The sequence below is a fragment of the Carboxydocella sp. ULO1 genome, assembly GCF_002049255.1.
GTDB lineage: Bacteria > Bacillota.
Genome location: NZ_BDLQ01000075.1, coordinates 18,525 through 32,592 on the forward strand (window position 1 = coordinate 18,525; position 14,068 = coordinate 32,592).

The 14,068-nt window shown below is 53.6% G+C and carries 13 protein-coding genes and 1 other annotated feature; all 13 genes read right to left on the bottom strand.

Annotation, left to right across the window (positions count from 1 at the left end; all coding sequences use genetic code 11):
• Positions 1 to 12: 12 nt before the first annotated feature.
• The 13 genes from queA to ULO1_RS09375 all read right to left on the bottom strand — a co-directional run bounded on the left by queA (position 13) and on the right by ULO1_RS09375 (position 13,602).
• On the bottom strand, positions 13 to 1,038 hold the full coding sequence (queA, locus tag ULO1_RS09315) for a tRNA preQ1(34) S-adenosylmethionine ribosyltransferase-isomerase QueA (RefSeq protein ID WP_078665360.1): 1,026 nt from the start codon (positions 1,036 to 1,038) through the stop codon (positions 13 to 15).
• Between the two features lie 93 nt (positions 1,039 to 1,131).
• A complete protein-coding gene (locus tag ULO1_RS09320) occupies positions 1,132 to 2,520 on the bottom strand; it encodes a SpoIID/LytB domain-containing protein (RefSeq protein ID WP_078665361.1) in 1,389 nt (462 codons plus the stop codon).
• A 119-nt stretch (positions 2,521 to 2,639) separates the two neighbouring features.
• On the bottom strand, positions 2,640 to 3,689 hold the full coding sequence (locus tag ULO1_RS09325) for an anti-sigma factor domain-containing protein (RefSeq protein ID WP_079907843.1): 1,050 nt from the start codon (positions 3,687 to 3,689) through the stop codon (positions 2,640 to 2,642).
• Between the two features lie 18 nt (positions 3,690 to 3,707).
• On the bottom strand, positions 3,708 to 4,451 hold the full coding sequence (sigI, locus tag ULO1_RS09330; RefSeq protein ID WP_079933441.1) for an RNA polymerase sigma factor SigI: 744 nt from the start codon (positions 4,449 to 4,451) through the stop codon (positions 3,708 to 3,710).
• A gap of 54 nt (positions 4,452 to 4,505) precedes the next feature.
• Positions 4,506 to 4,712, bottom strand: a complete 207-nt coding sequence (locus tag ULO1_RS09335; RefSeq protein ID WP_079907846.1) for a DUF2905 domain-containing protein — start codon at positions 4,710 to 4,712, stop codon at positions 4,506 to 4,508.
• 2 nt (positions 4,713 to 4,714) lie between these two features.
• Complete coding sequence (ruvB, locus tag ULO1_RS09340) at positions 4,715 to 5,704, bottom strand: Holliday junction branch migration DNA helicase RuvB (protein WP_079907847.1); 990 nt, start codon at positions 5,702 to 5,704, stop codon at positions 4,715 to 4,717.
• A gap of 12 nt (positions 5,705 to 5,716) precedes the next feature.
• A complete protein-coding gene (ruvA, locus tag ULO1_RS09345; protein ID WP_079933442.1) occupies positions 5,717 to 6,340 on the bottom strand; it encodes a Holliday junction branch migration protein RuvA in 624 nt (207 codons plus the stop codon).
• Positions 6,337 to 6,828, bottom strand: coding sequence for a crossover junction endodeoxyribonuclease RuvC (gene ruvC, locus ULO1_RS09350; RefSeq protein ID WP_079907851.1), 492 nt, complete (start codon positions 6,826 to 6,828; stop codon positions 6,337 to 6,339). Before ruvC ends, ruvA begins: the two co-directional genes overlap by 4 nt.
• 73 nt (positions 6,829 to 6,901) lie before the next feature.
• Entirely contained in the window at positions 6,902 to 7,795 is an 894-nt protein-coding gene (locus ULO1_RS09355; RefSeq protein ID WP_143325443.1) for a radical SAM protein, read from the bottom strand.
• Positions 7,796 to 7,818: 23 nt separating this feature from the next.
• Entirely contained in the window at positions 7,819 to 8,634 is an 816-nt protein-coding gene (locus tag ULO1_RS09360) for a HesA/MoeB/ThiF family protein (protein ID WP_078666678.1), read from the bottom strand.
• Between the two features lies 1 nt (position 8,635).
• On the bottom strand, positions 8,636 to 8,860 hold the full coding sequence (locus ULO1_RS09365) for a MoaD/ThiS family protein (protein WP_078666677.1): 225 nt from the start codon (positions 8,858 to 8,860) through the stop codon (positions 8,636 to 8,638).
• Positions 8,861 to 8,936: 76 nt separating this feature from the next.
• Positions 8,937 to 10,733, bottom strand: coding sequence for an aldehyde ferredoxin oxidoreductase family protein (locus ULO1_RS09370; RefSeq protein ID WP_079933444.1), 1,797 nt, complete (start codon positions 10,731 to 10,733; stop codon positions 8,937 to 8,939).
• Between the two features lie 214 nt (positions 10,734 to 10,947).
• Positions 10,948 to 13,602 (bottom strand): valine--tRNA ligase, encoded by a 2,655-nt coding sequence (locus ULO1_RS09375; RefSeq protein WP_079933445.1) that lies wholly within the window; start codon positions 13,600 to 13,602, stop codon positions 10,948 to 10,950.
• Positions 13,603 to 13,655: 53 nt separating this feature from the next.
• Positions 13,656 to 13,882, bottom strand: a binding site (T-box leader).
• Positions 13,883 to 14,068: the final 186 nt, after the last annotated feature.

The window sequence follows — 14,068 nt, forward strand, 5'->3', positions numbered from 1 at the left end:
TGTTAATCCTCCTCAAATGATCAGCATGGCATCCCCAAAACTGAAAAAGCGATACCTTTCCCTTACAGCCTCCTCATAAGCTGCCAGAATCCGTTCCCTTCCTACCAGGGCAGCTACCAGCATTAATAAGGTGGATTTGGGCAAATGGAAATTGGTAATCAGGCCATCGATCATCTTAAACTGATAACCGGGATAGATAAAAATATCAGTCCAGCCTTCCCCGGCCTGGACCTGTCCCGGAGCCACTGCCGCTGTTTCCAGCACCCGGGTGGAGGTAGTGCCTACCGCAATTACCCGCCTCCCTTCGGCTTTGGCCCGGTTTAAAACCTGAGCCGCTTCTGCAGAAAGGCGGTAGTATTCAGCATGCATCTGATGTTCCTCAATCTTCTCCACCTTTACCGGACGGAAAGTACCCAGGCCTACATGGAGCAGGACTTTGACAATTTCTATTCCCCGCTCCTGCAATTCCGCCAGCAGGCGCGGCGTAAAATGCAAGCCGGCAGTAGGAGCCGCTGCTGAACCCTCTTCCCGGGCGTATACTGTTTGATAGCGCTCCCGGTCTGGCAGCTTTTCCCGAATATAGGGAGGTAAAGGCATTTCCCCCAGCCGGTCCAGCAGTTCCTCCCAGACGCCCCGATAGACAAACCGCAGAATTCTGCCCCCTGCCGGAGTAACATCCTCCACTTCGGCTTCCAGCAAACCGTCACCAAATTGCAGCCAGGTGCCCGGTCGTGCCCTTTTGCCGGGTTTCAGCAATACTTCCCAGCGATCCTTGTCAATTCTGTGCAGTAAAACTACCTCAATTCGAGCACCAGTACCCTTTTTTTCGCCAAACAGGCGAGCCGGAATTACGCGAGTTTCATTGACGACCAGGACATCCCCGGCCCGCAAGTATTCCGGCAGTTGATAAAAGTAACGATGTTCCAGGCGCTTCTCCTGGCGAAAAAGCACCAGAAGACGCGAATGGTCCCGCGGTTCCACTGGCTGCTGGGCAATCAATTCTTCCGGTAGAAAAAAATCAAAATCACTGACACGCATTTAAACCCCTCATCCCTTTAATATACACATGGTAGATTATACCCATTAAGTCGAAAAATATCAATGAAAAAAGAAGGCAGAATAACTGCCTTCTTACTGAGACTGGTTATAATCGCCCACCAGCTGGGCACCCGTATAGTAAAATTGCAGAATCTGTTTATAGGTCTGACCGTTTTCCGCCCGGCCCTTGGCCCCGTACTGGGACATACCCAGTCCATGACCCCAGCCTTCTGAGGTAAAGGTAACGGATTGCAGCTCCTGGGTTACAGGGTCCTTGACCAGAGTCATGGATTTGGCCCGGGCTTTTAAACCAAAGGTGGTCCTAACCCTGTCGGCGTTTTTGAGGATCACTTCCAGCGGGTTGCCATTTTTGTCCTTACCAGTTATGCGCAAAATTTGTATACGCTGGCCTACAGTGGTCAGTTTGTCCACTATTAAGTCAGTAACATCCCCAAAATTATAGCCTTTAAGATTAAGTTGAGTGATTAAACCCGCCTTATCATAGGTCACAGTATTTTTCGGGTCACTCCGATAATGCCAGTCATTATAATCAAAGGGGTCGACTTTACCCCGCAGGTAAGCTACTGTCGAAGACCATACCTCCTCGCTGTTTTCAGTAGCACCACCATTGCTGGAATGGAAAACAGCGTCAATAGGCTGGCCATTATAGACCAGTACCTCACCCCGGGTCTGATCCACCGCACTGCTGCTACTGCCCCTTTCTTTGTCATACCCGCCATAAACCTGGCTGGCATCAGTAGGCAGAACGTTATATTCCGCCAGCGGATTAGCTTTGATCTGCCGCAGGGCATAGGTGCGGGCCGCTACCGCCTGAGCTTTCAGGGCTTCCATATGCCAGGAAGTGGGCATTTCCGATGGTACCACCCCGTAGAGATATTCCTCCATCGGTAAAACATTGATGATATTAAATGCGGTTTCTGAGCGGGGGATTAAGCGGAAATTGCCGCGATATCTTTTGCCATTAAAACCGATTAAAGGCGGATTGTTCAACTGAGTCGACTGGCGCTGAAACTCCAGGGGCCCCACGAAGGTACCTGCAGGCGTACCATCTACTGTCAGGGCCAGGCCTTTGGCCGCCCTCGGCTTAGCCTGAGCATCCACCATGAAGTAGTCCTTTGGCAAGGCCTGCACAGTGCCTCCAGCTCCTACCCCATAAAGTCCAGTGCTATCAGCAGGCAGAGTAGTAACCGCTCCCTCACCATTTAACACATAGATGTCCCCGCCATTATCCGGGCTGACATCTACCTGTACGCCATCACTATTATTCACTGTAGCCACTACCGCCCCGGTTTTGTTATCCACCACTTGATAAGGGCCGTAGATTTTGTCAGAATAGCTGCTGGCATCAATTTTCAAGGCCACCTTGATAATCGGCTGAGCCGCTGCCAGAATCGGGGCCGGTGCAGTCAGATAGCCCAGCATCAATACGATGAGGATGAGGGTCCCGATTTTTTTCTTCATTGTTCTCTCCTCCCCCGTTCTCTTAAAAAGAAAATTCGACAGAAAAAGGGAAAGTTCCTGCTGGTAAAAAAGAAAAATACCTGTCCCAAGCGCATAATAGACCTGAGACAGGTATTTTTTCAGTTATTATCAGTCTTCTGCTGCTGTGTTTGCGTCTCTCCTGAAGTGGAAGGAGTAGCGGTTCCCCCTTCTCCCCCTAGAGAAAGGTCAATTTCAGTAATGAAAACAATCCCCTGATCCTCCGGCTGGGCGACTGCCGGCTTGGTCGGATTAGCAGGTGCAGGTTGGCTGGTCTGCGGCTTACCGGAATTAGTTGTGGCCGGTTTTACCGTTACCGCAGGTTTTTGCTCTTTGGTAGATTGCCCCTGCTGTTTAGTGCTGTTCCTGGAAACAGATTTAGTCTCTGTCTGCACCCTGGCTTCGGATTTTACCGTTTGCTGCTTCTCGCCTTTAGCCACAGCAGTCGTAGCAGGTTTTACCGTTTCCTGTTCCTGCCGGTTTTTCTTTTCCTCAATATTCTGGGCCAGCTTACCTAAGGACAATCCCTGGCCGGCAGCAATCTGTACTGCCTGGGGCACTGTAACCACCGTCTTCAGAGCCACCTGCAGTTGCTGGCGCTCCAGAAACTGTTTGGTCTGCTGCCTTAAAAGAGTTGCAATCTGGGCTGCCTTAGCCTCGCCCTGACGGGAAGCCACCGCCAGGATAATCTGGGGCGAACCGCTTTTACCCAAATATCCCGCCGCTTCTGCTGCCCTGGTCAGGCGATTGACCGCTTCTGCTGCCGCCAGACCATGAATGGGCGTACTGGCCAGCAGCTCTTTAGCCTCCTGGTTCAATCCTTGTTCTTCCACTACCCGGTTCTGGTCATCCAGCCCCAGCTGAAAGCTGGGATTGATGTCCAGAGAAAGGTAAGTAACTACAGGGCCCAGGTTCGGTTGATTCCACTGCTGCCAGAAAGGCAGAAGAGCCAGTACCAGAAAGACAGCTGCCACCGCCCCCAGCCAGTGTCGCCAGGAGGTGAAAACTGCCACTTTTTCTGGCCCTAATTCAATTTCCTCACCAATCTCCACCGGTTTATGCAGGCGAATAGTGCGGAATTCGCCACCGGGGCCGAGGACAATGGCCTGCTTACCCTCGATTTCCAGCACTACGCCTTTGCTCTTTTTCATCGCAGGTCACCACTTTCCTCACTGCACATATTCTTTCAGATAGGAAAAATCATAAATCAAAATGAGGGCGATGGCTATTATGTACTTGCGTTGCCGTTCCAGAGTCTTGCGGCTGACCTCTACCAGCTCTGTCAACTCTTTCAAAGGCAATTCGCCCCGATTGAGCAGGTGCTGACGCAGTTCCGGCCGCTCTGCCACCTGCCGCGCAGCAGCCAGGGCATTGGCTCTGGCATCGGCGTGTTTGGGACAAATTTCCGGCAGTTCCCGGAAACTGATCTGAAAGCGGGCCAGCAACTTGCTGTAGGCTACAATCTCCTCCCGGCGTTCCAGGCGTTCCTGTTCCAGCTGATGCTGTAGCATCGCCTGGTGCATGGTCATGCGTTCAGCTACTACCAGGCCATCTTCCTCTTCCTGGCCCAGACCCGACAGAGGGATTACCTTATTCCCGCGCTGTTCTTTGCGGTAATAGTCAATTAACCGCCGTTTAATTACTGTTTCAGCAAAGGCAAGAAAGCTACCGCTCTTCTGGGGGTCATAACTGTTAATGGCCTCATCAAAGGCCATTAAGCCGATACTGATTTCCTCATCCTGGCCCTGTTGTACAAACCGTCCGCTTCTTTGCGAAAGCACTCGCAAAATGAAGGGTTTAAACTGGCGGATGAGTTCCTCCCGTGCCCCGTGCTCTCCTCGTTGCGCCTGGGCTAACAGCTCCAGATGCCGGGGAGATTCCTGGACCTCCATATGGGGTTCGGTTCGACCCATGCCTTTCACCCCTCATCAAATAGATTCGCTCTATCCCCTCTTTTTACGGGGGTACTAACGCCGAAAAAGCAAATTTAACAAAAGAGTAAGAATTATGCTGATCACAATGCTGGTAGCAAGAGGAAAGTAAAAGGTAAAATTCCCTTTCTGAATATAGATATCCCCTGGCAAACGGCCAGCAGGCAGAATTTTCTCCATTAACCAGATTAACAGGCCCGCTCCCACCAGAAACAGACCTGTTCCCATCAGCCATTTACCCATACCTATACCTCCACTCCCAAATGGCGATAGGCCAGCTGGGTGGCCACGCGACCCCTGGGGGTGCGCTGGATGAAACCCAGCTGTAACAGGAAAGGTTCATAAACATCTTCGATAGTAGTGGCCTCTTCCCCGGTAGAAGCGGCCAGGGTGTCCAGCCCTACCGGGCCGCCCCCAAATTTGAGAATAATGGTTTCCAGCAAGCGGCGATCTGTCTGGTCCAGGCCCAGCTCATCCACTGCCAGCAAATCCAGGGCCTGGGCCGCTACCTCCCCGGTAATCCTCCCCTGAGCTCTAACCTGGGCATAGTCCCGTACCCGTTTCAACAATCGGTTGGCAATGCGGGGGGTGCCCCGGCAACGGCCAGCAATTTCCCGCGCTCCCTCAATGGTAATGGGGATTTGCAAAATCCCGGCCGCCCGCACCACAATGGCGGTCAGTTCGTCTTGTTCATAGTAATCCAGGCGGCAGATTACCCCGAACCGATCCCGCAACGGGGCACTTAAAGCCCCGGCTCGTGTAGTCGCTCCTACCAGGGTAAAGGGCGGCAAATCCAGACGCAGGGAACGGGCACTGGGACCCTTGCCGATAACAATATCCAGAGCAAAATCCTCCATGGCGGCATAAAGCACTTCCTCCACACTGCGGCTGAGACGATGAATCTCATCGATAAACAGAATATCCCGGGCCTGCAAATTGGTGAGCAAAGCCGCCAGATCTCCAGGACGCTCAATGGCAGGCCCGGAAGTAATGCGCAAATTCACTCCCATTTCATTGGCAATCACCGTAGCCAGGGTGGTTTTACCCAGGCCGGGAGGGCCATAAAGCAACACATGGTCCAGAGCTTCCCTTCGGGCTCTGGCTGCTTCGATGAAAATTTGCAAGTGTTCCTTGACCCTGGTTTGGCCGATATATTCCTTCAGGCGGCGGGGCCTTAGACTTAAATCCCATTCAGCCTCTTCCCCCATTTGAGGTGAGAGCAGTCTTTCTTCCATTCCTCAGGCCTCCTATCCGGTTGCCAGATAAGCCAGTGCTTTTTTCAGAATCTCCTCAATGGGCAGATCCCCGGGCTCTTCAGTCAACACTGCCGCCACCGCCTGCCGGGCTTCCTGCGGCTGATAGCCCAGGGCCTCTAAGGCCAGAATCGCATCAGCAGTGGCTTCCATTTCCCCTTCTCTTCCTGTCGGCAGTTCCATATTAGCAGGCAGGGCCAGGTCTTCTCCCATCAGCTTTTTCAAGCGATCTTTCAACTCCAGCACCATTCTTTTGGCTGTTTTAGGACCAATCCCCGGTACAGAAGTTAGGGCCTTGACATTTTCCTCCATTACTGCGAGACAGAGGCCATCCTGGCCTAAAACCCCCAGACAGGCCAGAGCCCCTTTCGGTCCTATCCCTGCCACAGTTTGCAGTAACTCAAACAAATCCCGTTCCCCGGCTCTGGTAAAACCATAGAGGGACCAGCCTTCTTCCCGAACTTGCAGGGAGGTATGCAATAATGCTTCTTCCCCGATTTCCGGCAGAGCCCCCGCTGTCCGGGCATGAATATATACTTTATATCCTACGCCGTTTACATCCAAAAGGCAACTGTCCAGCTGGTTGGCTACCAGCTTCCCCCGTAGAAAAGCAATCATGACATCCTCCCCAGAAGCGAATAATTGGAATGAGCATGACAGATAGCCAGGGCCAGAGCATCGGCCACATCATCGGGTTTGGGCACACCGGGCAAATTTAAAATAGCCTTCACCATGGCCTGGACCTGCTGTTTTTCCGCCCGCCCGTATCCTACCACTGCTTGCTTTACCTGCAGGGGAGTATATTCAAAAACCGGCAGCTCCGCCTGGGCACAGGCCAGCAGCACCGCCCCCCGGGCTTGCCCTACCGCCAGAGCAGTAGTGGTATTGCGGTTAAAAAACAATTCCTCTACAGCAACCTGGTCCGGTTGGAACTCCCGGATCAGAGCAGTGATTTCCTGGTGAATGACCAGCAATCTCCGGGGCAAATCCAGCTCCGGGGTGGTGCGAATACAGCTATAAGCCAGAGGGCGAAAACGGTTACCCAGGTACTCCACCACCCCGTAACCAGTGATGGCTGTCCCCGGGTCTACTCCCAAAATAATCATGCCGCTACTTCCTCTCCAAACATAGTACAAATATAATATATTCGTCAGCGAATATTCGTTCTCCTGCTGCTTCTCAAAAAATTCCCAGAATCTCGCGGCCAGCCCCTAGTGCCTGCCAGTTCAACTGGTATGCCAGAGAAATTTCCGTATGAGCGGCAAAGCCGCAGAGGGCACAGGAAGGACCGCTAGTCCGATTGAGCAGGTAACAGCCCTGGCGATGGGTGCCGTCCGGGTCCACGTTGGCAATCATCCAGCTTTCACACTGCCAGCGGTTATCCTTAAGAGCCTCCAGGGCTGCCAGACTATCGGCTACCGGATAACCGGCCTGTTTTAAATTCTGCAATTCTGTCAGCACCCAGCGCCGCTCCTCCCAGCTGCAAAGCATATCTTCGCTTTCGGGATAAGGATAAAAAAACTGGATGGTAATCCCCTGCACTTTTCCGGCCAGCAGTTTGACCAGCTCCGGTATTTCCCGCACATTGTAGCGGTGAATAGTGATGTTGGCCAACACCCGGCTGCAGGCTGCCCTGATATGATCCATAATCCGGTCAAAACTCTTCCCTCGCCAGCAGTCATGGGTATCCGGCAGGCCATCGATACTGACCCAGTAGATGTCGGCCGGATAAATTAAAGGCTGTAAACCATTGGTAGTTACACCAACAGTGTAAAAATATTTTTTTGCCAGTTCAATTACATCCGCCAGGGTCTTTTTTCCATCCCGCCAGAGGGTTGGCTCCCCACCTTCCAGAATCAATAGCCTGATCCCTTCCTGCCGTAAAAAAGGAAAAAGATTCTGCAGCTGCCGCCAGCTCAGTTCTGGTCCCGGTCTGCGCCAGTAAGGACACTGGCGGCAGCGCAAAGAACAGCGGTGGGTTAGTTTAACCCCGGCTAAAATGGGTTGCTTGCGCTGTGAAAATTTGCTGACCAGATAATACCTGGCCAGATAGAATAAACGCCCGAGTTGCACTGTTTTACCCCTTTGCTCCCCTGTTATATTTCGATAATTTCCATCTCCATGGTTAACAGATTGATGGTCAGTAACCGTTGACTCAAAGATTCACCGGTCCTCAACAGGATTTTGGCCACTTCGGCCACTTCCAGGCTGGCTACCACCGCCGGTGTAAAAGCAGGGTTGCCCAGCTTTTTTTCTACTCCCTTGCTTTCAGCTCTTCGCCGGTAAATGCGTTCTACGGTTTCCTCCCCGGGAAACTGGGTAGTTACCTGGCCAAACCAGCCGCCAATTGCCCCGTGAACCAGGGGTAACTGCAACTCCCGGCAGACTGCCGCCAGTTCCAGGCGAGTATCAATATTGTCCAGGGCATCTACTACTACCTGGGCCCCTGCCAGCAGTTCCCTGCCATTGGCCTGGGAAAAGGCTTTTTGCTGCGGCACAACCGTTACAGCCGGGTTAATGCGGGCCAATCTTTCCGCCGCTACCATGACTTTGGGTCGCCCCAGGTCAGCCGGGGTAGACAGCAACTGGCGATTGAGATTGTGTTCCTCAAACCCATCGGGATCAATAGCATAGATCCGTCCCACCCCCAGGCGGGCCAGCTCTTCCAGAATATAGCCCCCTAAGCCCCCGCATCCAATTACAGCTACCGTGCTGCGTAACAAGGTCAGCTGGTCGGCCAGGGAAATGGTCTGCCGGTTACGTTGATAGCGGGCCGGCAGAAAACCAGCTTCCAGCGCCGCTTCTTCCACCTGGGCCAGGGTTAATTGAAAACGCTCGGCAGCCTCTACCTGGGCTGACCAGGGCAGTAAATCTCCCTGACAGTGCTGAGCCAGAAATGCTCTCAGGTCCATATTAGCCACCTCCTACCGGTGGGAACAGAGACAGCGTATCCCCATCTGTCAGCTGATGCTCCAGTTCTACATCCCGGCCATTGACCAGAATCAGGGCCAGCTCCTCCTCCGGAATGCCCAGTTCCTCCACAATTCGCCCTACCGTGGTTCCCTCCGGATACTCCCGGGTCTCCACCTTAAAGCGTCCGGTGCGTAAAGTCGCAAACAATTTTACCGTTACCTTCATCTGCCATCACCCTTTTCTTTTTATTATACCATAGAGAAAAGAGGACTTCCCAGTCCGGGAAGCCCTCTTTCTCTCTTTATAACCCCAGTTCCTGTCTCCTGGCCGCTGTTGGCACTCCGTTTTCATCCCAGCCCCGCACCTGGTAATAAACAGGCAGCAATTCTGCCAGCCGGTGCACACTGCCCTTGGACGGCCCGTCCGGAATGGGCTCTTCCAGTAAACGCCGGGGCAGGGTATCGTCCTGGGCGGTATAGCCCTCCTGCAGGTTGAACAGGCGCTCATTGTTCCAGATCCGTTCCCCGCAGGCCAGCAGTTGTTCTGCTGTCAGGTTTTCCCCGGTGGCGGCATTATACAGGTCGGCATAATCCTGCGCCCCCAGGGCAAAGGAGGTGAACAGGCACAGCCCCAGGCTGTCGATTACTGCCGTCAGGTCCTGGAATACCTTCACCCATTCCGCTTTCCCCTCCAGGGAGAACCGGTCCAGCTTCTCCGGCAAGCCCAGAATCTCAGGGGAAATCATGTAACCCCGCACATGGCAGCCACCCCGGTTGGAGGTAGCATACTGCAAACCATGGCCCTGCACACCCCGCGGGTCATAGGCCGGCAGTTCCTGCTTCTTGACCGCCATCGCCAACTCCGGATGGCCATAGGCCTCACACAACCGGGCGGAACCCAGCGCCAGTTTGGCCCCCAGGCCTTCCCCGGCTCCCATCTTGCGGGTCCATTCCACTATGGCTTCCCCACTGCCCCACTTCAGCTCCGGTCCATCCACTTCCTCCGGCTTGATGATGCCCCGCTGGTAAAGCTCCATGGCCGCCGCAATGGTAGCTCCAGCTGAGATGGTATCCAAACCGTACTCATTGCAGAGATTGTTGGCCTTGATTACCGCTTTCAGGTCGGAGACGCCGCAGTCAGAGCCATAGGCCCAGATGGTTTCATACTCCGGACCGCCCCCTTCTTCCCCATCCACTTCACAGTAGCGGCCACAGGCAATAGGACAGCGATAACAGGGATCTTTCTTTTTCAGGTATTTCTCCGCCAGAGTTTCCCCGGAGATTTCATCGGCAGCCGGGAAATAGGCTTCCTGAAAGTTGTTGGTGGGCAATATGCCGCTTTCATTGATGATATTGACCAGCACCGCTGTGCCATAAGCCGGCAGGCCCTGGCCGGTGACGCCGTTCTCCCGGATTTTCTTCAACAGCCCGCTGACCACTTCCTTGAAGCGGTCGGGCTGGGCTACTTCTACCTTACCGCTGCCTCGCACCACGATGGCCTTCAGGTTCTTGGAGCCCATAACAGCCCCTACCCCGGAACGGCCTGCGGCCCGGTAGCGGTCATTCATGACGGCAGCGATGGGAGATAGCCGTTCCCCGGCCGGACCGATGGTCAATACCCTGGCCTTGTCGTCTCCTGCCTCAGCCAGAAGTCCGTCAGTGGTTTCACTGACCAGTTTGCCCCAGTACTTGTCGGCAGGGCGGATTTCCACCTGGTCATCCTTGATGTAGATATATACGGGTTGGGCTGCTTTCCCTTCTACAATCACCATGTCATAGCCAGCGAATTTCAGTTCTGCGCCCCAGAAACCTCCGGAGTTAGAAGAGGCAATGGTATTGTTGAGGGGGGATTTGGTGACGACCATGTAACGTCCGGAAGTCGGAGCGGAAGTACCGGTAAGCGGACCGGTAATGAAAAAGATTTTGTTAGCTTCACTCAAAGGATCGATACCAGCCGGAATTTCCTCGGCCAGCATGCGGCCCCCCAGGCCCCGGCCGCCGAGAAAGGCTCTGGCTTTCTCCACCGGCAGGGCTTCGGTGGTGATAGAGCCGGTAGTTAAATTGATGCGCAGGATTTTGCCTGCATAAGCGTTAGACACAAATACCCCTCCTCTACTCGAAATGTAGGTAAATATTTCGCCGCAGAGGCAGGTTTTTCCTGCCGGGTAACTTTTCTTTTCTGCAATTTTCTTTTTCTTCAGTATAATCGTGAGACTTTTGGGCCCGTATGTAAGCTATACATAAGGTGAAACAACTACAAGCAACAAGAAGAGCTGCCCCGCAAGGGACAGCTCCATTATTTTGACTATCTCATCACCCCAGGGCAGCAAGCCTTTCCCTTAGCGCCTCTGCTTTTTCCCGGTACTCAGCCGCTCTGGCTTTTTCCTTTTCCACCACCGCTGCCGGGGCCCTGGCGACAAAGCTTTCATTGTTCAGCTTGGCTTCCACACGGGCCAGGTCTTCTTCCACTTTGGCCAGCTCTCTGGCTAGCCGCTCTTTCTCCTTCTCGATATCAATCAGCCCGGCCAGAGGCAGGTAGATTTCCACCCCTTTAGCCACAGCAGCCGCCGCTTGAGCCGGTTTCTCCGGCAGGGTCAGCACCAGCTCCAGTTCACCGATACCGGCCAGCTGTTTGAGGTAACTGGCTCCCGCCTGCAATACCGCCAGATTTTCCTCCCGGTTGGCCGCCAGAATGGCAGCAATCTGACGGGAAGGGGGTACATTCATCTCCGCCCGGATATTGCGCACCGCCCGAATGGCTTCCATCAGCAGCTCCATGGCTGCTTCAGCTTCAGAATCATTGTATTCCGGTTTGACCTGCGGCCAGGGAGCCAGCATGATGGTTTCGCCCTGGTGGGGCAGAGCCTGCCAGATTTCCTCGGTGATAAAGGGCATAAAGGGATGCAGCAGTTCCATAGTCCGGCTCAATACATACCAGAGGGTCCACTGGGCCGTAGCCCGGGAGCCAGGGGTTTCTTTCCCGTAAAGCCGGGGCTTGATCAATTCAATATACCAGTCACAGAATTCACTCCAGATGAAATCATAGAGAACCCGGGCCGCTTCCCCCAGTTCATAGCGATCCAGCTGCCGGGTTACTTCCTCAATGGTATGATTGAGGCGGCTGAGAATCCAGCGATCAGCCAGGGCCAATTCCGGCTGCACTTCCTCCGGCTTGAAGTCCCCCAGGTTGAGCAGAGCAAAGCGGGCAGCATTCCAGATCTTGTTGGCAAAATTCCGGGTTCCTTCCAGGCGTTCCTGCTGGAAGCGCAGGTCATTACCGGGGGTATTGCCGGTAATCAGCATAAAGCGCAGGGTATCGGCTCCGTACTGGTTGATGATATCTATGGGATCAACCCCATTACCCAGGGATTTGGACATCTTCCGCCCCTGAGCATCCAGCACCAGCCCATGGATGAGAACTTCCTTGAAGGGCCGCTCCTGCATGAACTCGAGACCCATGAAAATCATGCGGGCCACCCAGAAGAAAATGATATCCCGGCCGGTGACCAGCACTGAAGTGGGATAGAAATGGGCCAGTTCCTCCGTCTGTTCCGGCCAGCCCATGGTGGAAAAGGGCCAGAGGGCGGAGCTGAACCAGGTATCCAGCACATCGGGGTCCTGTTCCAGGTTAGTGCTGCCACAGTGCGGACAGCTGGTGGGGTTTTCCTTGGCACAGATTTCTGCCCCACAATCCTGACAGTACCAGACGGGAATGCGGTGCCCCCACCAGAGCTGGCGGGAAATGCACCAGTCCCTGATGTTTTCCAGCCAGTTGATGTAGATTTTGGTGAAACGCTCCGGCACAAACCGCAGTTTCCCTTCCTGCACTACCTTGATGGCAGGTTCGGCCAGGGGCTTCATCTTGACAAACCACTGGGGTGAAACCATGGGTTCGATCACAGTATCACAGCGGTAGCAATGCCCAACGGCATGGGTATGGTCTTCCACTTTTACCAGGTAACCCTGGGCTTCCAGATCTTTGACTATCTGGGCCCGGCAGGCATAGCGTTCCATCCCCTGGTAAGGCCCGGCCTCTTCGTTCATCAAACCTTCTCTGGTCATGACAGTAATCTGGGGCAAATGGTGGCGCTGACCAATTTCAAAGTCATTCAGGTCATGGGCTGGCGTGATTTTCACCGCCCCGGTCCCAAATTCCTTTTCCACATATTCGTCAGCAATCACCGGAATTTCCCGACCCAGAATAGGCAGAATCAAGGTTTTGCCGATCAGGTGACGATAGCGCTCATCTTCCGGATGTACGGCTACGGCTACGTCCCCCAGCATGGTTTCGGGGCGGGTGGTGGCTACAATGATGCGTTCCTGGCTATCCTTGACCGGATAGGCAATGTGATAGAGCTTGCCGGCTGTCTCCTCGTGCTCCACTTCGATATCGGAAATGGTGGTCATGCACTTGGGACACCAGTTGATGATATAACTGCCCCGGTAAATGAGGCCTTTGTTATAGAGCTCCACAAACACATCCCTGACCGCTTTAGAGCAGCCTTCATCCATAGTAAAGCGTTCCCGCTGCCAGTCACAGGAAGCCCCCAGGCGGCGCAACTGTTTGGTAATGCGGTCACCATAAGTATTTTTCCAGTCCCAAACCCGTTCCAGAAATTTCTCCCGGCCCAGGTCATACTTGGACAAACCTTCTTTGGCCAGCTGTTCCTCCACTTTGGCCTGGGTAGCAATTCCGGCATGGTCAGTGCCCGGCATCCAGAGGGTATTGTAACCCTGCATCCGCTTCCAGCGGATGAGAATATCCTGCATGGTGTTATCCAGGGCATGGCCCATGTGCAGAGCCCCGGTCACATTGGGCGGGGGCATCACGATACTGAAAGGCTCTTTGTTTTTGTCAACCTCAGCATGAAAATAGCCCTTTTCCTCCCAGCGGGAATACCATTTGCTTTCCACTTCCTGGGGGTTATAGGTTGTAGGTAATTGGCCGCTTCTGGTTGCAGTGGTCATAATTGCTCTCCCCTCTATACGAATATGTTCTAAAAACAAAAGGCTCTTTCACCCCTAAGGGCGAAAGAGCCAGGCTTCCGCGGTACCACCTTAGTTTTTCCCTGCCGGAACAGCAGAGAAACCCTCTGCAGCTGTAACGGGCAGACCCGCTGCTGTCTACTTTTCTTCAACAGCAGAGCTCTGGGGCGACCTTCAGCGCATTCCCCCGGAAACCTTTCAGCCTGCGGGTTTCCTCTCTGTCGAGGTAGGCTCGCCTACTCCTCCCCATCATTGCCTTTCCCTGATTATGTACAATATTTTATGAAAAAGGAAATCTTTTGTCAACCTGCTCCAAAGCGGGTATAATGAAAATAAGGAATTGATTGTATTTAACTGTTTTGCTACATTAAAGGTATGGAACTATTATCCATTGGAGAAGCAGCAAAGTCCGGCAGGGTTTCGGGGAGCTGATCAGGAATGCCAGAGA